Below are 20,280 nucleotides of genomic sequence, written 5' to 3'. Positions count from 1 at the left end.
CCGACCCGTGGTTGGCCCCGCGCCTAAGCGTTACCGGTCCGTGCACCAAACATAATTCGTCGGGGCGCGCAGGCCCACGTATGGAGCTATCCAGTCCCGCCTTCCGCGACGGCGACCCGATCCCCCGACAGTACGGCTACACCGAGGAGAACGTCAACCCGCCCCTGGAGATCACCGACGCCCCCACCGAGGCCGCGTCGCTCGTCCTCGTGGTCGACGACCCCGACGCGCTCGAACCCGCGGGAAAGGTGTGGCGACACTGGTTGGTGTGGAACGTCAACCCGACGCGCAAACGCATCCCCGAGGACTGGTCGACCGAGACCGCCACCGCCGTCGAGGGCGAGAACGACTACGGCGAAGTGGGCTACGGCGGTCCGAACCCGCCGGACGGGGAGCACACCTACCGGTTCCGGCTGTTCGCGCTCGACGACGAACTGGAGGTCCCGGCCGGCGCGACGCTCGAGGACTTAGAGCGGGCGATGGAGGGACACGTCGTCGAGGAGGCGACCTACGAGGGGACGTACGCGCCCTAGAACAGCGTCCGGTCGCAGGAGCCACAGAGGTTCTGCTCTTTCTTGTCGACCTCGCGGACGGTGGGCGAGAAACTCATCACGCAGCGCTCGTTGTCGCAGTGTTCGAGGCCGACAGTGTGGCCGATCTCGTGGATGATCTCCTTGCGCACGCGATCGGCGAACACCTCCGACTGGGGTTTGGAGGTGATACCCCCGTCCGAGGAGGTCTGGAGACGATAGGTCGAGACCACGGAGCCGTTGCCGTTCAGGTACGCGAGGCCGAAGACGTAGTTCCGGCGACGGTAGTAGAGGTCCTCGGAGGTGATGCCGATGTTCTTCTCGCCGGACCCTTCGCGGCTGGCGAGTTCGATGAACTCCTCGGCGCGGTACTGGTTCCGACTTCGGTCGAACGCGCCGTCGGGGATCGGCTGGGCGTCGTGGACCGTCACGTCACAGTCGTAGACCGCCCGCAGACCGGAAGAAGCCTCGCGTTTCACCTGTGCCGGCACGTCCCCGATCGGCACGATGTCGACGAGCATGCGAGAGATTAAGCGCGGCCCCGCTATAAATATCCCGACGTGACCGCCACGCGCGCCGAAATCGTCGACGGACTCGCCGCCTACGACCGCCTCGTCGAGGTGGGGATCGGTCGCAGGCCGGCAGTTGCGGCGGCCCTCACCGACGCCGGGTGTACGGTCACTGCCGTCGATGTGGTCGAGGTGCCCGTCCCCGACGGCGTGACCTTCGTCCGTGACGACGTGGTGGCGCGCGCCGAGAGTCTCGGCGACGGCGGGCATCCGGGCCCCCCCTACCGCGCCGATGCCGTCTACGCCCTCAACCTCCCGGCCGAACTCCAGTGTCCCGCCCGCGACGTGGCCCGCGCCGCCGGCGCCGACTTCCGCTTTACCACCCTCGGCTTCGAGGAGCCGACAGTCCCGGTCGAGCGCGAGTCGGTCGGCCGCGAGACGCTGTATCTCGCCCGTCCGAGATAGCGGGCATCGTTGCCGAGGGCTCAACGGCGAAGCCGCCGGCGCCCCCACCGGAGGATATGTCCGAAGACACACACGATGGTGACGCCGACCGCGAACCGGGCCACCACCACACCTCCGTCGACGCGGCCGTCGACGCCCACGCCGACTGGGCCCGGCGGCGACGGAAGGGGATTCCGACGGACAAGCAGTTGCTCGTCATCGCGTGTATGGACGAGCGCATCCCCGTGGAGGAGGCGCTCGGCATCGAACTCGGCGACGCCCAGATCTACCGCAACGCGGGCGGGAAGGTGACCGACGACGTGATCCGGTCGGCGGCGCTGACGACCCAGTTTTTCGACACCGAGGAGATCATTGTCGTCAACCACACCGACTGCGGGATGATGAGCGCGCCCGACGACGCCGTCGTCGAGGGACTGGAGGCCGCGGCGGGCGGCAGCCTCGACGACGTCGACCTCGACCCCGCGCTTCCGGAACTCTCCATCGGCGACGCGGGCGTGGCCGACTGGGTGCGCATGACCGACGATATCCATAAGGCCTGCGCCGCCCAGGTGCGCTATCTCGACGAACACCCGCTGGTCGACGCGACGGTCCACGGCTACGTCTACGAGGTGGAGAGCGGCCAGCTTCGCTACCCGGGCGGCCGGATCGCCGAGGAGATCAGCACACGCGTCGAGTAGGCACCGTATCCCCCCGTCCGACGCATCGGACCGCCTGGATGTCCCGCACACGGCGCTCGAAGTGACGGTCCCGAACGCGGCGCTTCTACGGGACCTGCTCGGCCGCGAACGCTCGCGGGATGCGGGAAACGGCGTGGAGGACCACTCCGTCGCCGTCGAGCGGGAGCCGCTTAGAGCGGGTGAACCGGCGACCGGCGATCCCGACCGACCCCGACGGCGACGCGGTCCCCCCGATCGAGGAGGGATGGAAAAGCACTTGCCCCGACGCGACGGCCACGGCACATGAACGCGGACGCGGTCGTCCTCGACATCGACGGCGTGCTCGTCGACGTGGCGGACTCCTACCGCCGGGCCATCGTCGAGTCCGTCGACCGGGTGTACGGACGGACGGTCGACGACGCCGGAGTACAGCGGTTCAAGGACGCCGGCGGCTTCAACAACGACTGGGAACTCACGTACGCGGCGGCGCTCTACGTCCTCGCCAGCGAGGCGGGATACGAGGGCGACGTCGCGACGTTCACCGACGCCGTCGCCGCCGCAGGGGGCGGACTCGACGCCGCCGAGGCGGTCGTTCGGGACGCCGACATCGGCGACGACGCCTTCGACCGCTGGGATCCCGGGCAACTGCGCGAGACCTTCCAGGCGCTCTACCTCGGTGCGGACCTCTACCGCGACCTGGAGGGCGCCGAGCCACCCTTCGAGGCCCGCGGCTACATCCACGACGAACCCGTCCTCGTCGAGGACGCGACGATCGAAAGGCTCACCGATCGCTTCCCGGTCGGCGTCCTGACCGGACGGCCCGCCGCCGAGGCGACCATCGCCCTCGGCCGGGTCGGCCTGTCGGTCCCCGACGCCCGCCGATTCACGATGGACGACTGGGACGAGGGCAAACCCCACCCTCGGGCGCTGACGACGCTGGCGGAGCGGCTGGACGCGGAGCGGGTCGCCTTCGCGGGCGATACGCTCGACGACGTGCGGACCGCGGCGAACGCGGCCGCGACCGATCCCGACCGGACGTACCACGGGATCGGCGTCCTCACCGGCGGCCTCACCGGCGAGTCGGGACGTCTGGCCTACGAGGATGCCGGCGCCGCGGCAGTGATCGAGACGGTGAACGACCTGCCGGCCCTGCTGGAGTCGTGAGGCCCGATCCGTTCCGGTTCGTCGCCGTCGCGGCCGCCCTCGTCGCTGTCGTGGTCGTGGTCGTCGCCCTCACCTCGCCGCCGGACCCGTACACGCTACTCAGGGGATTCCTCCCGGGCGCCGTCGTCGCCATCGTCGTCGCCTACCTCGTCGCCGTCGGCGGAGAATATCGTGGCGATTGAAACGGTTTGCCCAGCCGATCGGACGCCGTACTGCGATCAGCTGTGCAATGACGTTCGATCGCGACTATAAGGCCACTCCCGACACGCTTACTTCCCGCGGGTCCACAGTCGGACCATGCGAATCGCACTACTCGGCGGTACCGGCGACATCGGCGGAGGGCTCGCCCTCCGGTGGGCGTTCCACACCGACCACGAGGTGGTGATCGGGTCGCGTGATCCCGACAAGGCCCGTACGAAAGCCGAGGAGTACGAAGTCGAACTGTCGAGTCGCGGCGTCGACTGCAAGGTGAACGGCTTCGAGAACGCGATGGCGGCCGACCGGGCGAGCGTCGTCGTCCTCGCGGTTCCCGCCTACCACGTCAGCGACACCGTCGAGGCGGTCGCCGACTCCCTCGACGACGGCGACGTGCTCGTCACGCCCGCGACCGGGATGCAACGCGACGAGGACGGCTTTCACTACCACCGCCCCAGCGCGGGGAGCGTGACGCGACTGGCCGTCGACGCCGCCCCCGAGGGTATCCCCGTCGTCGGCGCGTTCCACAACCTCGCGGCCGGCCGCCTCGCGGACCTGGACGCCGACCTCGGCATCGACACGCTCCTCGTCGCCGACGATCCGGACGCCAAGGAGACGGTTCGGCTCCTCGCCGACGGCATCGACGGTCTCCGTCCCCTCGACGCCGGTGGGCTCGCCAACGCCCCCGAAATCGAGGCGCTGACGCCGCTGTTGATCAACGTCGCCACGAACAACGAGGGGATGCACGACCTCGGCGTGCGGTTCGACTAGAATCGCTCTTCCAGTTCCGCGCGCAGGTCGTCGACGGTCAGATCCTTCATCGCCAGCAGGACGAGGAGGTGATAGACCAGGTCCGCGGATTCGGCGACGAGGTCCTCGTGGTCGTCGTCCTTCGCCGCGAGGACGACTTCGGTGGCCTCCTCGCCGACCTTCTCGAGGACGGCGTTCTCACCTTTGTCGTGGGTGAACAGCGAGGCCGTGTAGGAGCCCTCCGGGAGTTCGTCGCGGCGGTCCTCGATGGTGGCAAAGAGCGCGTCGAGGACGGCGTCGGGTGCCGGGTCGTCTTCGTCGGTCATGGACGGCCGGACGGCCGGCGGGGGCAAGGGCCTGTCGCTACGCCGTCGCCTCGAGGGGGTCGAAGAGCGCGAGCCGATGCAGGCGGTCGTCGTCGGTGAGTTCGGGGTGGAAGGCGGTGGCGACCACCGGCCCGTCGCGGATCGCTACGGGCCGGTCCTCGACGGTGGCCAGTACCGTCACCCCCGGACCTACGTCGTCGACGACGGGCGCGCGGATGAAGACGGCATGAAAGGGCTCGTCGAGGCCGGCGACGTCGAGAGGGGCCTCGAAGCTGTCGACCTGTCGGCCGAAGGCGTTGCGGTCGACGGCGGCGTCGACGACGCCGAGCGTATCGACGCGGGCGTCTCGGGCGTCTCGCGAGGCGACGATGAGGCCGGCACACGTCGCAAGTACCGGCTTTCCCGCCTCGACGTGGGCGATGATCTCCTCGTCGATGCCCTCCGAGCCCAGCAGACGGGAGATGGTCGTCGACTCGCCGCCGGGGAGCGCGAGGGCGTCGCAGTCGGGAACGATCCCGGCCTCGCGGATCTCGACGACCGAGACCGCATCGGTCGTGGCCGCCGCCGCCCGTTCGATCGCCGCGACGTGTTCGCTCACGTTCCCCTGGACGGCGACGACCCCGATTCGACGCTCGCCCATCTACAGCGAGACGACGTTCAGCACCTGCACCAGCACGCCGAAGAGCACGCCGAACGCGACGATGGTCTTGGGATCGATCCGGATGGCGTTGCGGTCCTCCGCGTCGAAGTAGCGGACGAGCCCCGCACTCGACATCAGTCCGCCGCCGCCCTGACTTCCACTCATACGCCCCTCTGGGGCCGTCGCGCGCCTAAACGTTTCGCTCCGGCGGGCACCGCCGGATGGGGAACGCTTATCGGGGTCGCTCCGGTAGCGAGCCACGGACCAATGACCGTTCGACTGCTCGATTTCTACGCCGACTGGTGTGGCCCCTGTGACGCACAGGACCCGGTCTTGGAGGAACTGGCCGCCGACTACGGGGACGTCGAGTTCGAGAAGATCGACGTCGAACAGGACCAGGACACCGCCAACGAGTACCAAGTGCAGTCCCTCCCGACCGTGGTCGTCGAGAACGACGACGGCATCGTCGACCGCTTCGTCGGCGTGACTCAGCGGCCGGACATCGAATCGGCCCTCGAACAGGCCGGCGCCTGACCACGCTTCGTTCCCCGTTTTCCGCGCCCCACCGCCGCCGAGCCACGCCGCTCGCGATCACATCTTTTTCCGGACTGACGGACGATCGTACTCGTATCCGCGAATTTCTTTCGGTATCGTGGATACTAAGCGCCGAAAACCATTCACTGAATCCAAAATTATTTGTATACCTGAACGTATGGTATCATATGAGCCAGAATCGAAACACGTCCCGTATCGCCTCTCACACCGAGTACGCCCGCACCCGGATCCAATGTGTGGGCTGTGGACAGGTCGCACCCGCCGACGCCGATGCGGCCGCACGGAAACTGTGCGTACGCTGTCGCGGGTGATCGATGTCGGCCACGGACGCCTCGACGGTCGACCTGCGGTCGCTCCCCGAGTTCGAACTGGAGTGTCTCTTCGACGACCCGACCGATCCCGCGGAGTTGACGATCTTTACCCCCGACACCGGGAGACTGGCCACCGAGTGGATCACCGCCGATCGGGAGACCGCCCGCTCGCTCGACCGGATGCGGTAGTCGGCGTTCCACCACGGAATCCCCATCGTTATGACGATCGAACCCCAACCGGGATTTAAATGGGGATCCTCGAAGACAAGTCCCGGGCGCGGCTGTTCTACAAGTACCTCTCGACGGTGTACGACCGGGTCAACCCGTTCATCTGGAACGAGGAGATGCGTGCGGAAGCGCTGGAACTCCTCGATCTCGCTCCCGACGATCGGGTGCTCGACGTGGGCTGTGGCACCGGCTTCGGCACCGAGGGCCTGCTCCGGTACACCGACGACGTCCACGGACTCGACCAGAGCATCCACCAGATGGAGAAGGCGTTCGAGAAGTTCGGCCGGACCGACGAGGTGAACTTCTACCGAGGCGACGCCGAGCGCCTCCCCTTTGCCGACGACAGTTTCGACGCGGTCTGGTCGTCGGGCTCCATCGAGTACTGGCCGAACCCGGTCGACGCCTTGGCCGAGTTCCGGCGGATCGTGAAACCCGGGGGGCCGGTGCTGGTCGTCGGTCCCAACTATCCCAGCAGTTCGGTGTTCCAACGCGTCGCCGACGCGATCATGCTCTTTTACGACGAGGCGGAGGCCGACCGGATGTTCGACGAGGCCGGGTTCGCCGAGGTGACCCACGTGACGATGGGGCCGGCGTACAATCCCGAAATCGCGATCACGACGCTGGCTCACGTCCCCGAGTAGTCACGCCGTCGCCGACAGGGTCGCGAGTCGTCTCCCGTTCCACCGCAGGTCCACGGTCACGCGCCGACCGGCAGCGATCGACGGACGGTTCGTCGACGCGACGCGAAAGGCGGCCCGCTCGCCCGGCGTCCAGGTCGGATCGGCGGCGGCGTTGAACGGCCCCGTCGGTCCGGAGTGGAACCCTCGGGCCGAGAAGAACGGGACCGGCGGCTGGTGAGCGAGCGGATCGCCGTCGACACGCACGACCACGTCCAGTCGGTGCACGTCGACCGCCGATCCCGAACGGTGGGTGAGGAGGACGCGGTCCCCGTCGACCGAGAGGGTCGCCGCGACGGTCGGCGGCGCCGCTGGCAGCGTCCCGAGTGCGACACCGCCGACGGCGAGGACGAGGACGACGGCGACGGGGAGTCCCGCTGCGATCCGGTCGGCCATGGGCCGGCTGGCGCCGTCACGGGTGATAAAGGTCAGCGACGGCGCCGTCCATCGGCGTCGCCGTCGCCGTTGCGTTCCCGTCCCCGCCGTCCCCGCCGCCCACTACCCGCGGCGGGACACCCGGCACGACGACGGTGCTGACGTTCGTGCCCCGCGCTTCGACGGTGACGGTGTACTGTCGGTTGGGCGAGAGCGTCCAGAGTGTGCCGTCGCTACCGGTCGTGCCGACCGGTTCCGGGGGCGTCGGTCCGGCCTTGATCGTGACGGACGCCTCGACGGGATCGTCGGTCGCCTCGTCGACGACCCGTATCTGGACGGGGCCACCGGGGTACGTGTGGTTCACGACGAGTCGCAGGCCGCCGTCGGCGCGCTCGAGACGCTGGTCCGTGACGACCGTCTCCAGCGGTCGTCGCTGGTGTTCGGCGTAGACGATGCGGGCGTCGCTGTCGACGTACGCGGTCAAGTCCCCCCTGCTGTGGCCGATCCTGACGGGGTAGGTCTCGCCGCCGCCGAACACCTGCGTCTGTTCGCGGGTCGTGTTCCAGATGACCGGATAGCTCTCCGCGACGATGTCGAGGGCGACTTCGAGTTCGATGGCGGAGCCAGCGCCGTTTCGGAGGTCACCCCGGTACGCCTCCCGGACGTACGTGTCGCCGATGATGGTCGAGATGGTGACCCCCCCGGCGCCCGTCGCGACGTAGAACCGATGGGGGTCGGCGTTGCCACGGAGTACCGCACGGGCGTGTCCCCGGACCGGTCCGATGAACGCAGAGAGGCGGTTCCCGATCGAGGCCAGCCGCCCGCGGTCGATGTCGAAGCCGCGCGTGTCGGCGGACAGTTCCTCCAGTTGCGTCCGCCGGTCGTTGAGTTCCTGTGCGGTGATGCTGATGCCGACCAGCGTGACGAGCAGTTCCTGGCTGGTCAGTTCGCCGCGGCTGTACGCGTCGACCGCGGCGGTCTGCCGGCGGTCCAGTTCGTCTACCGCCGTCTCCAGGTCCCGAAGCGCCGCAAGGAGGCGTTCGCGCCGCAGGTCGGTCGTCTCGGCGCGCCGTACTCGTTCGACCATCGCGAGCGTCCGCAGGCGGTGGGTCGTCGCGTTGGTCGAGAGTCCAACGGCGGGTCCGAGGTCGACGTAGTGTCGGGCGACGACCGACCGGTCGACCGACTCCGGTGGCACGTCGAGGACGTTGATCTGCCGGAGAGTGGTGCGGTTCTCGTCGGTCTGGGCGACGACCGGGGCGTCGAGCGCTGCGGGCTCGGGACCGGATTCGGGTGCGGGCGCCGGTGGCGAGGGCTCGGAGACGACCCCGGCGAGGCCACCCGTGGCCCCGACCGTGGACGAAAGGAGGAGGGCAACCACGAGAACGGGGAGGGCTCTCATCCCGCGGCGGTACAATCGCCTGCTACTAAAACACCCGCCTTCCGTCTCGCGTCTGACGGCCGCTATCTCGCCGACAGGGCCTCTGTGACGATGGAAAGCGTTTTGCCGTCTCATCGAGACGCACGAAGTAATGCGGATCGCCGCGCCCCTCCTCGCCCTCCTGATCATTCTCACCGGGACGCTCCCCGCGACGGCCGTCGCCGGGATCGGTGGTCCCTCCCCGGACCGGACGGGGAGCACCGTCCCTCCGTCACCCGTCGACCGCCCGGCACTTGCGGGGCCGTCCTTCGCTCGCATCGACGACCCGATAGTCACCCGGTTCTACATCGACCCCGACCCCGCCGGGGACGCCCGCTGGAACGTCTCGATTCACTACAACCTCTCGTCGTCGGTCGACCGGGCGGCGTTCGAACGGTACGGCCGCGCGTTCGAAGCCGGCGACGCCGAGACGAGTCTCGACGGGCGGTTCTTCCGGACGCTCGCCGGGCAAGCGAGCGACGCGACCGGACGGGAGATGTCGATCCGGAACCTCCGTCGGAACGCCACGATCACCAACGGAACCGGCGTCCTCAGCCTCACGTTCACGTGGACGAACTTCGTCACCAGCACCGAGGACGGATTCGTCATCGAGGACGCCGTCTTGATGCCCGAGAACCGGACGTGGCTCGCCTCGATCGGCCCGTCGCAGCGACTGGTCGTCGACACGCCGTCCGGCTACCGGGTGACCGATACGCGGTTCGGCCTCGACAACGGCTCGGTGGTCATCCAAGGCCCACACACGTTCCGCGAACCCCTCACCATCTCCTATCAGCGCACCGCGACCGAACCGCCGGAGGAGTCGACGCCCTGGGCGCTCGTCGGTGGCGCCCTGCTGGTGGGGATGGGGCTCGTCGCCGCCGCGATCTACGCTCGCCGCCGCAGTGACGGTACGGGGACGCACTCGGGAGACGACCGTCCAAACGGCGCGGCGGCGCCGACCCCGCCCGACGAGGACCCGACCGCCGCTTCCCCGGCAGACGCCGCGGACGGTGCCGACGGGACGGCGACCGAGTCGGGCGCGTCGCTCCCCGATGACGGGGACGGCGAGGAAGACGAAGACGAGGATGAGGATGCGGACGACGGGGTCGATCCGTCGTTGCTCTCGGACGAAGAACGCGTCGAACGGCTCCTCGACGAGAACGGCGGGCGGATGAAGCAGGCACGGATCGTCCGGGAGACGGGGTGGTCCGACGCCAAGGTGTCGCAACTGCTCTCGACGATGGCCGACGACGGGCGGGTCGAGAAGCTTCGTCTCGGCCGCGAGAATCTCATCTCCCTGCCCGACGAGGACCCCGACGCGTAGCCTCCGGAAAACGTTTACTCCCGGCCCGGAAAGGAGCCGAGCATGAAGGTTCTCGTGACCGTCAAGGAGGTCGCCGAAGTCGCCGATGACTTCGAGATCGAGGGGTTGACGATCCCCGAAAAGTTCCTCGAATACGACCTCAACGAGTGGGACGACTACGCCGTCGAGGCGGCCGTCCGGATCGCCGAGAACCGTGACGACGATGTGGAGGTCGTCGCCGTCACGGTCGGTCCCGAGCGGAGCGAGGAGACGATCCGCATGGCCCTGGCGAAGGGCGTCGACCGCGCGGTCCGCGTCTGGGACGACGCACTCGCGGAGGCGGATCTGGTCGAGCCGACGGCGACCGCCCGCGTCCTCGCGGCCGTCGCGGAGGCGGAGACGCCGGATCTCGTTCTCTCGGGCGTGCAGGCCGCCGACGACGGCTTCGGAGCGACGGGCGTCGCCCTCGCCGAACACCTCGATTACGGGTGGGCCGCCGTCGTGAACGATCTGGAACTGGACGGCGAGGAGGCGTCCGTCCGTCGGGAACTCGAGGGCGGCGTCGAGGAACTCACGACCGTCTCCCTGCCCGCCGTGCTGACGATCCAGACGGGGATCAATGACCCGCGCTACGCGAGCCTGCGGGGGATCCGACAAGCCCAGCGCAAGGACCTCGACGTGCGAACGCTCGACGACCTCGGCCTCGATCCGGCCGTCCTCGACGGCGAGATGACGCTTTCGGGGATGGCGAAACCGGAAAGCGAGTCGGACGCCACACTCTTCGAGGGCAGTCCCGAAGAGACGGCCGCCGAGTTGGAGACGGTCCTGCGGGATGCGGGGGTGGGTGCGGAATGAGCGACGGTGACGTCCTCGCCGTCGCCGAACACCGGCGGGGCGAACTCCGGCCGGTGAGCTTCGAGTTGCTCACCGCGGGTCGCGAACTGGCCGACGACCTGGGTGGAGACCTGCACGTCGCCGTGATCGGCGGCGACGTCGACGGCTTCGGCGAACGGCTGAACCGCGCGGGCGTCGAGGCCGTCCACACCGTCGAGGAGGGCGAGGAGTTCAATCACGACGTGTACGCGGCGGCGACGGCGGCACTCGCCGGGTCGGTCGAGCCCAGCGTCCTCCTCCTGCCCAACAGCGTGAACGGTCTCGACTACGCCCCCGCGGTCGCGACGCGTCTCTCGACACCGATGGTCAGCGACGCGGTCGACCTGACGGTCGCGGACGGCCTCGTCGTCACCCGCGAGATGTACGGGTCGAAAGTGGAGACGACGGTCGAGGTGGCGGCCGACCCCGTCACCGTGACGGTCCGGGGCGGCGAGTGGCCCCCGGCGGAGGACCACGGCGACGCCGAGATCATCCCTTTCGACGTCGACGTCGACGAGGCGTCGATGCGGTCGACGGTGCGTGGGTTCGAGGAGGTCGGCGCCGGGGACGTGGACATCGGCGAGGCCGAGTTCATCGTCTCGGTCGGCCGAGGGATCGAGGAGGAGGAGAACCTCGAACTGGTCGAGGAACTGGCCGACACACTGGACGCGACCGTCGCGGCCTCGCGCCCCATCGTCGACAACGGCTGGCTACCGAAAAACCGGCAGGTCGGACAGTCGGGGAAGGTCGTCACGCCGACGGTCTATCTCGCGCTCGGAATCTCCGGGGCGGTCCAGCACGTCGCGGGGATGAAGGGTGCGGACACGATCATCGCCGTCAACACCGATCCCGACGCGCCGATCTTCGACATCGCGGATTACGGGATCGTCGACGACCTGTTCGAGGTCGTTCCCGAACTCATCGAGCGGTTCGCATAGCGTCACGTACTTGCCGCGCCCGCCCTTTCGCCCGGGCAATGGAGTATCTGGATCGTCGCGTCGGTCTGGTGAACGACCGGCTGGAGGCGCTCGTCGAGGCGGTCGAGCCCCCGGAACTGGCGGCGGAACTCGAACACGTCGCCCTCGCCGGGGGCAAACGGGTCCGCCCCGCGGTGACAGTGCTGACCTGCGAGGCGGTCGGTGGGAGCCCCGCCGACGCCGTCGACTTCGCGGTGGGTGTCGAACTCGTCCACAACGCGTCGCTGGTGATCGACGACATCATCGACCGCTCGGCGGTGCGCCGCGGCACGCCGAGCGCGTGGGAGGCCTTCGGCTACGGGCCGGCCATCGTCGCCAGCGACGGCCTGCTCGGCGAGGCGTTCGCGCTCTTCTCGGAGAACGAACGCGCCATGCGGATCGTCGCCGAGGCGATGGTCGAACTCGGAGAGGGCGAGGCGACGGAACTGGTCGCCCGTCCGACGAACGAGTCGGAGTACATGGAACTCGCACGCCGGAAGACGGGGGTTCTCTTTCGGGCGGCGGCGGAGCTAGGTGCGGTGGCGGGCGGCGCCGACGCCTTCACCGTCGAATCGCTCGGCGACTACGCCGAACGAGTCGGCGTCGCCTTCCAGATCCGCGACGACGTGCTCGACGCCACTGCCGACGCGGACGACCTCGGCAAGCCGACGGGGCAGGACGCGGAGATGGACCGCCCGTCACTGGTGCAGGTGACCGACATCTCGCCCGAGGCGGCCAACGAGCGGGCACGCCGCGAGTCGGACCGGGCGCTGGCGGCACTGGCGGCGGCCGACACCGAGGAGGTCGACGCGGTCGACTATCTCCAGGACCTCGCGGAGTTCGTCGTCGTCCGGGAGCGTTAGGCCGGATCGACGCCGGTCGGATACCGTGACTCCGCGATGGCGAAGGTGAGCGTGCTGAGGACGCCGAGCAAGGTTCCCACCGTGAGTGCCACCGCGAGGTCCGTGAGCGTGAGCGTCGTCACCTCGTCGAGGGGCGGGAGGAGGAACCCCGAGACGGCATAGAGGACGACCGCGATGGCGGCGACGTAGAAGGGGGCGTTCAGGTAGCGCCACTTGAACCGGTCGGCGAGATACTCGTCGGTGATCTGCCCGAGGCTGCTGGTGATCCCCGCCGCGGCGAACCATCGGATGGCGCCGTTGACGAGCGCAGCGAGTACCGTCACCGCCGACGGGTCGCCGGGGACGCCCGCCTCGACGGTCCGGAGCGTCGAGACGCCCTCGGCCCCGCCGACGATCAGCAGCGCCGCCGCGACGACGTACGTGATGATGGTCACCCGGCCGGCGTAGAGGACGTTCCGGACCCGATCGGCGACCTCGTCGACCGTCGATTCGAGGCCGAGCCCCCGGAACAGCGTGTAGAGGCCGAGCAGCGCGGAGATGAGGCCGAGGACCGCCGCACCCGGGATGTCGAAGAAGGTGGCGATGGTGACGAAGGGGTAGATCAACAGGAGGATGCCGAGCGGTACCAGAAGCGTCCCGCGGGTCTCGGGATCCGCGAGCACCTGCTTCATCGTGTAGTACATCGACTCCAGGTCCTGTGCCTGCCGGACGACCACCCGGCGGACGCTGTCGATGGGGACCCGCGACCGGATGACCGGCAGGACCGACTCGTCCTGGGCGCCGTCGGTGATGACGATGGCCCGCACCGACTCCCCGGTGGCGAGTCCCGCGAGCACGCGGTCGACCTCCTCGCCGACCGCGCGGGTGGCCCGCACCTCGCTGCCCTGGACGCCCGTCACCGCCGCCACCTCCACCTCCTCGCTCTCCTCGTCCCGGAGGTCGTCGAGCACGTGCAGTCCCTGGAACATGACGTTTACGTCGGAGTCCTCCGGATCCGTCGTGGCGAGGGCGACGGCGGCGTCCCTGACGGCGTCGCGGCCGACGACCGGCGTCTCGATGCCGGTCTTTCGGCCGAGGTCGTCGTCGAGGTCCACACAGAGCACCAGGAGCACGCCACTCCGTAGACCGTCCGGATATTTCTGCTTTCGGGACCCACCGCCGAACGGTACAAAGAGTTAACGTGTTTCCTGACTAATGGTAACGTATGTCAATGAAGGATCGATCCGCGTCGACACCGTTCGGCCGGCTTCGGGCCCACTACGAGGAGTCACGGGCGGCGTGTCCGGCCTGTGGACACGAGGACCGCGAGGTGGAGTGGCGCGTGACCGCCGCTGCCGGCCGGCGCGTCGAGTACCGGCACCGGTGTCCGAGTTGTGACGCGGTGGACACGCGCGAACTCAGCCTGTGAGGAAGAAGATCAGGACGCTCGCCGCCATGGCGGCGAGGATGATGACGGCGGCGAGCGCCCCGCCCATCGAGACGAGGGCGTTCGCGTGACTGGCGAGCGTCTCCGTCCGGTCGTTGCCGAAGACGGTCACCGTCGTGCGCTCGGTCGCCAGCGCGGCCGACACCGGTTCGAGGTCGTCGACGGCCTCCCCGACGAGTCGTTCGATCAGCGCGACGAACTCGCCGTGGTCGATGGCCGACCCTACCTGGTTGTCCGCCTCGACGCTGTTGACGATGTGCGTATCGGTCGTCATCACCTCCGCCGCGTCGACCGGGGCGACGGCGGTCACCGCATCGAGGACGCGACTCCGGAGTCCGGGGACCATGTTGTTGCCGTCGACGAGGACGTACGCCGTCTGCTGGCCGTCGACCTCGACGACGGCGACGCGGATCCCGAGGGGACCGATTCCGTCCAGCGCGTCCCACTCGGTCCGGTCCCAGGCGACGCCGAGGCGGATCGGGCCACGCGGCGCCTCGCCCAGTCGCCGCCCGGCCCGCTTGGCCGCCGTGATCATGTCGAACGCGCGCTCGCTCCCCGGGGTGACGTGCCCGAGGTCCTCGCCCTGTAGACCGTTGTTGGAGTTGTGGGCGTCGACGAGGAGTACGTCGTCGAGGCCGACGGTGCGGGCCTCGGCGGCCGCCGACAGGCCGACGCCGAACTCCACGTCGTCGGCGAACCCGGGCGCGTACGTCGCGATCAGCAGGGCGTCGTCGCCGAACGCCTGCCCGAGCATCGACACTTCGCCCGACTCCGTGCGGACGCTCCGCGACGCCTCCTCAACGTACGTGAGTCGCTCCTCGGCGTCGTCGATGGCGTCGAGGATGGTGTCGACCTCGCGTTCGGTCACGAGGTTGAAGTCGTGGCCTGCGGTGGCGTGGGGCGGAAAGACCAGCCCCTCGGTGTGTTCGGCCACCCGAACGGGGAAGTTACCGCCCCCGATCTCCCCCATCGGCCCCGGGTGGATCATCGGGAGGACGAACCGGGCCTTCTCGTCGCCGTCGGCCGAGCGAAAGGAAAGCACCGTCACGGGGACGATGGCCTCCTCGCCGAGTTTCTCGAAGAAATCCTCCAGTTCGCGCGAGCCCTCGGCCACGTGCCCAACGAATCCGCGGATGAAGTCGAGGACGGAGACCCCGAGGCTGCGCTGCCACGGTCGGTCGATCACCCGGATGAACGTGTAGACGGCGCCGGCGTAGAGCACGCACGTGATCGCGAGCAGTTGGAAGTGGTTGGCGTCGATGACCCACAGTTCGGGCGGGGCCTCGGAGGCCCGCGAGAGATAGGGCATCAGGTAGGCGTCCACGAGCGGACCGCCGAGTTCCAGCAAGCGGACGGTCCCGCTGTAGACGAACAGGAAGACCGCCGAGACGACGGTCTGGAGGCTGGCGGGCACCGCGGCGATCAGCAGCGAGGACTGTGAGACGGCCATGACGACCAGCAGCCGGAAGGCGAAGATGGAGGCCAATGCGATCACCAGCGCGTCGTAGACGAACGTCTGGCCCAGCATCGTCACCTGCGAGACGATGCCTGCGACGGTGAGGATGGCGACGAGGATGACCTCGGAGAGGAGCGCCAGCAACGACGACCGGTTCGGCGTGAGTTTGCCGCCGACGTACCGGTCGACGCCGGTCGTCCCCACCGACGCGATGATCGTCGGGAGGCCGATAAAGAAGATCCCCTGCCAGGCGTCACGCCCCAGGATGAGCAGGTTCCGCCACGTCGGCGACGTGTCCCCCGAGTCGAAGGCCGCGATGCCGGCCATCGCGGCCAGGATCAGGGCGAACCCGAGGCTGGCGTACCAACTGGGGGCGGTGAAGATGTACCGCGACAGCCCCGCGAGGTCGGACTGGGTCGCCGTCATTCAGTCGGCCCGACGAGTCGGGGCGTGGTAAATCTCTCCCTTCAGTAGGGCCGTCGTCACGGTCCCCCGGAGGATCCCCGAATCGCCACCGCGATCCACCGACGGGTCGGACGACCCGCGACGTCACCGACAGCGGGCGATGAAGTTCTCGAACACGTCCTCGCCCTCCGCGGTGTGGGCGACCTCGGGGTGCCACTGGACGCCGTAGAGCTCCCGGTCCGGGTCGCTCATCGCCTCGACCTCGCAGACGTCGCTCGTGGCGGTGTGAGTAAAGCCCGTCGGGAGGTCGACCACCTCGTCGGCGTGGCTGGCCCACACCCGCGTCTCGGGGGCGAGCGAGCCGACGAGTGGGTCCGCGTCGTCGACGATCCGCACGTCGACGTCGGCGTAGCCGCCGTAGTCGCCCGCGCCGACCGCGCCGTCGATTTCCGCGGCCATGATCTGCATGCCGAGGCAGATGCCGAGAACCGGCACGTCCATGCCGAGATACTCGCCACAGCGTCCGATGCGGTCCATGTCGGGTCCCCCCGAGAGGACGAGGCCGTCCGCGTCGAGGTCAGCCGGCGGCGTGGTGTTGTCGACGATTTCGGTGTCCACGCCCGCGTCGCGGAGCGCCCGCCGCTCCAGATGCGTGAACTGGCCGTGATTGTCGACGACGACGATCCGGGTCATTACGCCCGAATAGGGCGGTAGCGCCTAAAAGGGGACCGGAACCGACTCGGGGTCACTCCCGGTCGTCCCGCTCGGCGGCCGTCCGGAACCCGAACTCCGCTCGCTCCGCGCTTCGGCGCTCCTCGCGGGCCGCGAGGGCCTCCGCGTCGGGATTGACGCCGTCGTCGATCCGTGCCCATCCCGCGTGGACCTTCGCGTGACACCAGCGACAGAGCGCGACCGTGATCTCGTGGGTCGGGCCGTCACCGTCGTCGGCCCCCCCGTAGGACAGGTGGTGTTCTTCCAGCAGTGGCCGGGCGTCGTCGTGAGCCATCCGCACCTCGTCGAGCCCGCAGCGCCGACACTCGCGGCCGTCGGTCGTCGAGCGGTAGTGGGGACAGTCACACCACTCGGCGTCGCCGGCGACGACGCAGTCGTACCCCTCCGCACGGCGGGCGGCGGCGAACTCGGGGTCGTCGCCGGCCGACGGCCGGCTACTCGGGGAACGTCGTCCCCCGCCGTCGCCGGCACGTTCCAGCGCGAACCGACAGCGACCGTCCGATGTCAGGTGGTCACAGCGGTCGGCGTGGTCGTAGGGGTCGTCGACCCCGACCGTGGTTCCCGTCGGCGTCCGCTCCATGGTGGAGTGGTCGGCCCCGACGGATATGAACGTGTTCGACTACGGTTCGTATCCCGCGTACTCCATCAACTGGCCGAAGATATCCGTGTCCATCACCGACTCGTAGACGATGGCGCCGACCATCCCACCGGGGTAGAAGTTCCCGTTCATCGCGTGGCTGACCTTGTGACAGTGCATGAGGTAGATGCCGGGGTCGGCGTCGGCCTCGAACTCGATCGTCTTGCGCTCGGCCGGGGCCATGTTCAGGATGTCCTCCTCGTACTGAGCGACGTCGGGAATCCGTGATCCGTCCTTCTCGACCACCCGAAACCGGTGGTTATGGGTGTGGATCGGGTGGTTCATGTAGCCGTTGTTCGCGAAGTGTATCCTGACGGTGTCGCCCTGCGAGACGAGCACCGGCGAGCCGTCCTCCGGATGGAGGGTTCGGGGCGCCGCGCGGCCGTTGATGGTGAACACGTCGGGCTGGCGATTCCGGGGACTGTAGCTGACGTCCTCGCCCGCCATCTTCCGGTTGAGCCGGGAATCCCACTCTTTCACCGTCATGAACAGTTCCTGGTCGGCCGGTTCGTACCCCTTCGGATCGACCCGAAAGACCCCGTACATTCCCATGTCGATGTGCCGGTGGGTCTGGTAGTGACAGTGGTAGAGGTGGGTCCCGGGCACGTTCGCCGGGATCTCGTAGGTGTGTTTCTCGCCGGGCATCACCGTCATCCCCGTCGTCGTCGGGACGCCGTCGTTCTCCCACGTCTTGCGGACGCCGTGGAAGTGGACGGTGTGGGGCATGTCGGCGTCGGTGTTGTCGAGGGTCACCTCGACGTCTTCCCCCTCGGTCGTCCGAATGATGGGCCCGGGCACGCTCGGCGCACGGTCATCGGCCTGCCACGCCCAGACTCGCGGCAACTCGACCGGCCCGCCCATCGCGTCACCGGGGTGGACCGGCAGCGTCGAAGTGACCGCCCGTAGCGTCACCTGATTGCTCTGCTCGGTCACGTCGACGACCTGTGGCTTGGCCGCGGCCGGGAGCGACCCGGCCGACCGCTGGGCCGCCGTCGCGGCGTCCGCACGTGAGGGGTCGTTCGTCGGCGCGGCACAACCGGCGAGGCCGAGCACCCCCGTCGTTCCGGTCGCCGCGATGAACTGCCGACGCGAGAGCTTCGTTCCGGGTGCACCGACTTGCTTCGTCATAACGACTAGGCGTCAGTCCGCGGGGGACAAACCCCCCTCGACGGTTCTCGCGGGTCGGCAACGGCGTCGCCACATCCCGAACCGGTTCGGGGGGTATAAGTAGGGTGTCGCCGTCAGCGGTCGCGGTTCCGGCCCCGGTCACGCCGCTGGCCGTCCCGTTCGTCCGACAGGTCCCGGCGTGCGGCCCGTTCGGCCGCCGCCCGATCCATCACCTCGCGGTCCTCGTGTTCCGCCCGGACCAGGGCGTACAGCACCAGCGGTGCCCCGAGGCCGAGGAGGAGAACGATGACGACCGCTCCCTCGCCGGCCATTCACCCGAGGAACACGTCGACGATGTCGCTCCCCCGCGAGCCGGTGTCGCGGTAGAGTTCCGAGTAGCCACAGTTCACACACGACACCACCCGGAAGGAGTTGGTCTGGATGTCGAACATCTTGCTGAGGCCGCCGCCGGTCGTGGAGATCTTCCCCACGTCGGTCTCGGCCGATCCACACTTCGGACAGCCGCGGTCGTCCGTCTCCATATCCCGTCTTCCGCTCGTCGAGGCAAAGAACCTCCGTTGATTCAAAGACGCGTTTGAGACACCGGATTCGCCGCTTCAGTTGTACTGCTCGTAGATGCTGTCGGCGTCGTCCGCGTTCCGCGAGGCGAGATACCGCAGATCCTCGGCGACGGTCTCGAAGGCGCTGGCACGCTCCGGGAAGTCGTCGAGGAGGTCGTCGAGGCGGTCCTCGGCGTCGTTCAACGTGTCGTAGGCCCGATCGGCCGTGTCGGCGGCTCGATCGGTCCGGTCGTCGTCGATTTCGTCGCGTGCCCGCGACAGCAGGGTGACGCCGTTTCGGATGTCGTCTGCGTCGTCGGCGAGGGTGGTGAGGACCTCCGATTCGTCGGTCAACTGGGTCACCTTCGCGCCGTGCTCGTCCGCGTCGATGGCATCGACGGCCGCCGCCGGCGACTCCTCCGTCTCGGCGCCGATGGCCTCGATCGGTTCCGAGACCTGATCGGCGGCGGTCTTCACCCGCTCGACGTCGTCCTCCGCGTCGCCCAGATCGTCGTCGTCCATGTGGGAGTACGCCTCGGTGAGCGCGTCGTGTCCCTCGATGAGCCACGACTGGGCGTCGGTCGAGTGTGTGAGGAACTGCTGCATGGCGTCGATGGCCTCGATGGTCTCCCGCTGGTCCTCGGTCGTCGCCTCGGCCTCCGCCTCGACGAGCGTCCGCTGGATACCGTCGAGTTGGAGGAGCACCTCGCGTGCCCTGAACGACTCCGTGTCGGCCGTCACCGACATGAGGTCGCCGGTGACGCCGTCGGTGTAGACGTAGACGGCCTCGGCGAGCTGTCCCTGTGCAGTGCTTATCAACTCCGCCGCCGCCTCGGACGCCTCCGGCTCCGGCGTGGCCGTGGCCGTCGGCGTCGCGGTCGGTTCGGGCGTCTCGGTGGGCGTCGATTCGGGCGTCCCGGTGGAGGTGGCCGTCGCGGTGGCGTTCGATTCGCTCGGCTGTCCGCCGAAGCAACCGGCCGCGAGAGGGGTCAGGGCGACGAGGAAGGCACGTCGATCCATGACTGACCCTCCGGGTCCATATCAGTAAAACGTATCGATGCTGTCAGACACACGTGAGACGCGAACGAGCTGATTTCACGCTTCCGAGACGGTCTGTGCGACGTGCGTCAGACACATATCAGAATTCGATAAAAACATATA

30 protein-coding genes are annotated in these 20,280 nt (G+C 68.6%); 15 read left to right on the top strand and 15 right to left on the bottom strand.

The window, feature by feature from the left end:
* Window positions 1-80: 80 nt before the first annotated feature.
* On the top strand, window positions 81-533 hold the full coding sequence (locus NBT82_RS17480) for a YbhB/YbcL family Raf kinase inhibitor-like protein (protein WP_251329378.1): 453 nt from the start codon (window positions 81-83) through the stop codon (window positions 531-533).
* On the opposite strand, the gene NBT82_RS17475 is transcribed toward NBT82_RS17480, so the two are convergent.
* On the bottom strand, window positions 530-1,051 hold the full coding sequence (locus tag NBT82_RS17475; protein ID WP_251329377.1) for an archaemetzincin family Zn-dependent metalloprotease: 522 nt from the start codon (window positions 1,049-1,051) through the stop codon (window positions 530-532). The genes NBT82_RS17480 and NBT82_RS17475 overlap by 4 nt on opposite strands.
* A gap of 39 nt (window positions 1,052-1,090) precedes the next feature.
* Between NBT82_RS17475 and NBT82_RS17470 the strand changes: the two genes are divergently transcribed.
* Both NBT82_RS17470 and NBT82_RS17465 read left to right on the top strand, forming a co-directional pair.
* Entirely contained in the window at window positions 1,091-1,504 is a 414-nt protein-coding gene (locus tag NBT82_RS17470; protein ID WP_251329376.1) for a UPF0146 family protein, read from the top strand.
* Between the two features lie 56 nt (window positions 1,505-1,560).
* Window positions 1,561-2,181 carry a beta-class carbonic anhydrase gene (locus NBT82_RS17465; RefSeq protein WP_251329375.1) on the top strand — a complete coding sequence of 207 codons (621 nt, stop codon included), beginning with the start codon at window positions 1,561-1,563 and terminating at the stop codon, window positions 2,179-2,181.
* An 85-nt stretch (window positions 2,182-2,266) separates the two neighbouring features.
* On the opposite strand, the gene NBT82_RS17460 is transcribed toward NBT82_RS17465, so the two are convergent.
* A complete protein-coding gene (locus tag NBT82_RS17460; RefSeq protein WP_251329374.1) occupies window positions 2,267-2,437 on the bottom strand; it encodes a hypothetical protein in 171 nt (56 codons plus the stop codon).
* A 26-nt stretch (window positions 2,438-2,463) separates the two neighbouring features.
* Between NBT82_RS17460 and NBT82_RS17455 the strand changes: the two genes are divergently transcribed.
* From NBT82_RS17455 to npdG, 3 genes are all read left to right on the top strand, one after another.
* Window positions 2,464-3,324, top strand: a complete 861-nt coding sequence (locus tag NBT82_RS17455; protein ID WP_251329373.1) for a TIGR01548 family HAD-type hydrolase — start codon at window positions 2,464-2,466, stop codon at window positions 3,322-3,324.
* Window positions 3,321-3,506, top strand: a complete 186-nt coding sequence (locus tag NBT82_RS17450; RefSeq protein ID WP_251329372.1) for a hypothetical protein — start codon at window positions 3,321-3,323, stop codon at window positions 3,504-3,506. Before NBT82_RS17455 ends, NBT82_RS17450 begins: the two co-directional genes overlap by 4 nt.
* Window positions 3,507-3,621: 115 nt before the next feature.
* Window positions 3,622-4,290: an NADPH-dependent F420 reductase gene (npdG, locus tag NBT82_RS17445; RefSeq protein ID WP_251329371.1), complete on the top strand. Its 669-nt coding sequence runs from the start codon at window positions 3,622-3,624 to the stop codon at window positions 4,288-4,290.
* On the opposite strand, the gene hisE is transcribed toward npdG, so the two are convergent.
* Genes hisE through NBT82_RS17430 form a run of 3 tightly spaced genes read right to left on the bottom strand, consistent with a single transcriptional unit; the run spans window position 4,287 to window position 5,400 of the window.
* A complete protein-coding gene (gene hisE, locus NBT82_RS17440) occupies window positions 4,287-4,595 on the bottom strand; it encodes a phosphoribosyl-ATP diphosphatase (protein ID WP_251329370.1) in 309 nt (102 codons plus the stop codon). The two genes, npdG and hisE, sit on opposite strands and share 4 nt — an antisense overlap.
* A gap of 37 nt (window positions 4,596-4,632) precedes the next feature.
* Window positions 4,633-5,235, bottom strand: a complete 603-nt coding sequence (gene pdxT / locus NBT82_RS17435; protein WP_251329369.1) for a pyridoxal 5'-phosphate synthase glutaminase subunit PdxT — start codon at window positions 5,233-5,235, stop codon at window positions 4,633-4,635.
* Window positions 5,236-5,400, bottom strand: coding sequence for a preprotein translocase subunit Sec61beta (locus NBT82_RS17430; protein ID WP_157689599.1), 165 nt, complete (start codon window positions 5,398-5,400; stop codon window positions 5,236-5,238).
* Between the two features lie 102 nt (window positions 5,401-5,502).
* On the opposite strand from NBT82_RS17430, the gene NBT82_RS17425 reads away from it, so the two are divergent.
* From NBT82_RS17425 to NBT82_RS17410, 4 genes are all read left to right on the top strand, one after another.
* On the top strand, window positions 5,503-5,769 hold the full coding sequence (locus NBT82_RS17425) for a thioredoxin family protein (protein WP_251329368.1): 267 nt from the start codon (window positions 5,503-5,505) through the stop codon (window positions 5,767-5,769).
* Between the two features lie 188 nt (window positions 5,770-5,957).
* Entirely contained in the window at window positions 5,958-6,101 is a 144-nt protein-coding gene (locus NBT82_RS17420; RefSeq protein ID WP_251329367.1) for a hypothetical protein, read from the top strand.
* A 3-nt stretch (window positions 6,102-6,104) separates the two neighbouring features.
* The gene (locus tag NBT82_RS17415) at window positions 6,105-6,290 is read left to right on the top strand and encodes a hypothetical protein (protein WP_251329366.1); all 186 of its coding nucleotides are present in this window, start codon (window positions 6,105-6,107) and stop codon (window positions 6,288-6,290) included.
* Between the two features lie 59 nt (window positions 6,291-6,349).
* Window positions 6,350-6,970: a methyltransferase domain-containing protein gene (locus NBT82_RS17410; protein ID WP_251329365.1), complete on the top strand. Its 621-nt coding sequence runs from the start codon at window positions 6,350-6,352 to the stop codon at window positions 6,968-6,970.
* Here NBT82_RS17410 and NBT82_RS17405 read toward each other — a convergent pair whose 3' ends face one another.
* Both NBT82_RS17405 and NBT82_RS17400 read right to left on the bottom strand, forming a co-directional pair.
* Window positions 6,971-7,402 carry a type IV pilin gene (locus NBT82_RS17405; protein WP_251329364.1) on the bottom strand — a complete coding sequence of 144 codons (432 nt, stop codon included), beginning with the start codon at window positions 7,400-7,402 and terminating at the stop codon, window positions 6,971-6,973.
* A gap of 16 nt (window positions 7,403-7,418) precedes the next feature.
* Window positions 7,419-8,783 carry a DUF7094 domain-containing protein gene (locus NBT82_RS17400; RefSeq protein ID WP_251329363.1) on the bottom strand — a complete coding sequence of 455 codons (1,365 nt, stop codon included), beginning with the start codon at window positions 8,781-8,783 and terminating at the stop codon, window positions 7,419-7,421.
* A 130-nt stretch (window positions 8,784-8,913) separates the two neighbouring features.
* Here NBT82_RS17400 and NBT82_RS17395 point away from each other — a divergent pair, with 130 nt between their 5' ends.
* From NBT82_RS17395 to NBT82_RS17380, 4 genes are read left to right on the top strand one after another with little or no spacing between them, the layout of a single operon-like run.
* Entirely contained in the window at window positions 8,914-10,125 is a 1,212-nt protein-coding gene (locus tag NBT82_RS17395; RefSeq protein WP_251329362.1) for a helix-turn-helix transcriptional regulator, read from the top strand.
* Window positions 10,126-10,167: 42 nt separating this feature from the next.
* Window positions 10,168-10,959 carry an electron transfer flavoprotein subunit beta/FixA family protein gene (locus NBT82_RS17390; RefSeq protein ID WP_251329361.1) on the top strand — a complete coding sequence of 264 codons (792 nt, stop codon included), beginning with the start codon at window positions 10,168-10,170 and terminating at the stop codon, window positions 10,957-10,959.
* Window positions 10,956-11,915 carry an electron transfer flavoprotein subunit alpha/FixB family protein gene (locus NBT82_RS17385; RefSeq protein ID WP_251329360.1) on the top strand — a complete coding sequence of 320 codons (960 nt, stop codon included), beginning with the start codon at window positions 10,956-10,958 and terminating at the stop codon, window positions 11,913-11,915. Before NBT82_RS17390 ends, NBT82_RS17385 begins: the two co-directional genes overlap by 4 nt.
* Before the next feature lie 38 nt (window positions 11,916-11,953).
* Window positions 11,954-12,796: a polyprenyl synthetase family protein gene (locus NBT82_RS17380; RefSeq protein ID WP_251329359.1), complete on the top strand. Its 843-nt coding sequence runs from the start codon at window positions 11,954-11,956 to the stop codon at window positions 12,794-12,796.
* Here the strand turns inward: NBT82_RS17380 and NBT82_RS17375 are convergent.
* A complete protein-coding gene (locus tag NBT82_RS17375) occupies window positions 12,793-13,908 on the bottom strand; it encodes a DUF373 family protein (protein ID WP_251329358.1) in 1,116 nt (371 codons plus the stop codon). The genes NBT82_RS17380 and NBT82_RS17375 overlap by 4 nt on opposite strands.
* 92 nt (window positions 13,909-14,000) lie before the next feature.
* On the opposite strand from NBT82_RS17375, the gene NBT82_RS17370 reads away from it, so the two are divergent.
* Window positions 14,001-14,204 carry an HVO_0649 family zinc finger protein gene (locus NBT82_RS17370; RefSeq protein WP_251329357.1) on the top strand — a complete coding sequence of 68 codons (204 nt, stop codon included), beginning with the start codon at window positions 14,001-14,003 and terminating at the stop codon, window positions 14,202-14,204.
* Here NBT82_RS17370 and NBT82_RS17365 read toward each other — a convergent pair.
* From NBT82_RS17365 to NBT82_RS17335, 7 genes are all read right to left on the bottom strand, one after another.
* A complete protein-coding gene (locus tag NBT82_RS17365; protein WP_251329356.1) occupies window positions 14,194-16,104 on the bottom strand; it encodes a DUF2070 family protein in 1,911 nt (636 codons plus the stop codon). The genes NBT82_RS17370 and NBT82_RS17365 overlap by 11 nt on opposite strands.
* 123 nt (window positions 16,105-16,227) lie before the next feature.
* On the bottom strand, window positions 16,228-16,776 hold the full coding sequence (locus NBT82_RS17360; protein WP_251329355.1) for a GMP synthase subunit A: 549 nt from the start codon (window positions 16,774-16,776) through the stop codon (window positions 16,228-16,230).
* A gap of 52 nt (window positions 16,777-16,828) precedes the next feature.
* Window positions 16,829-17,395, bottom strand: coding sequence for a DUF7097 family protein (locus NBT82_RS17355; RefSeq protein ID WP_251329354.1), 567 nt, complete (start codon window positions 17,393-17,395; stop codon window positions 16,829-16,831).
* Window positions 17,396-17,434: 39 nt separating this feature from the next.
* Window positions 17,435-18,580 (bottom strand): multicopper oxidase domain-containing protein, encoded by a 1,146-nt coding sequence (locus tag NBT82_RS17350; RefSeq protein WP_251329353.1) that lies wholly within the window; start codon window positions 18,578-18,580, stop codon window positions 17,435-17,437.
* Between the two features lie 113 nt (window positions 18,581-18,693).
* Window positions 18,694-18,891: a DUF8143 family protein gene (locus NBT82_RS17345; RefSeq protein WP_251329352.1), complete on the bottom strand. Its 198-nt coding sequence runs from the start codon at window positions 18,889-18,891 to the stop codon at window positions 18,694-18,696.
* Entirely contained in the window at window positions 18,892-19,101 is a 210-nt protein-coding gene (locus NBT82_RS17340; protein ID WP_251329351.1) for a zinc ribbon domain-containing protein, read from the bottom strand.
* A 75-nt stretch (window positions 19,102-19,176) separates the two neighbouring features.
* A complete protein-coding gene (locus NBT82_RS17335) occupies window positions 19,177-20,139 on the bottom strand; it encodes a hypothetical protein (RefSeq protein WP_251329350.1) in 963 nt (320 codons plus the stop codon).
* Between the last annotated feature and the right edge of the window lie 141 nt (window positions 20,140-20,280).

It is taken from the genome of Haloplanus sp. HW8-1 (assembly GCF_023703795.1).
Classification (GTDB): domain Archaea; phylum Halobacteriota; class Halobacteria; order Halobacteriales; family Haloferacaceae; genus Haloplanus; species Haloplanus pelagicus.
This window is presented reverse-complemented; position numbering and strand designations above follow the sequence as displayed.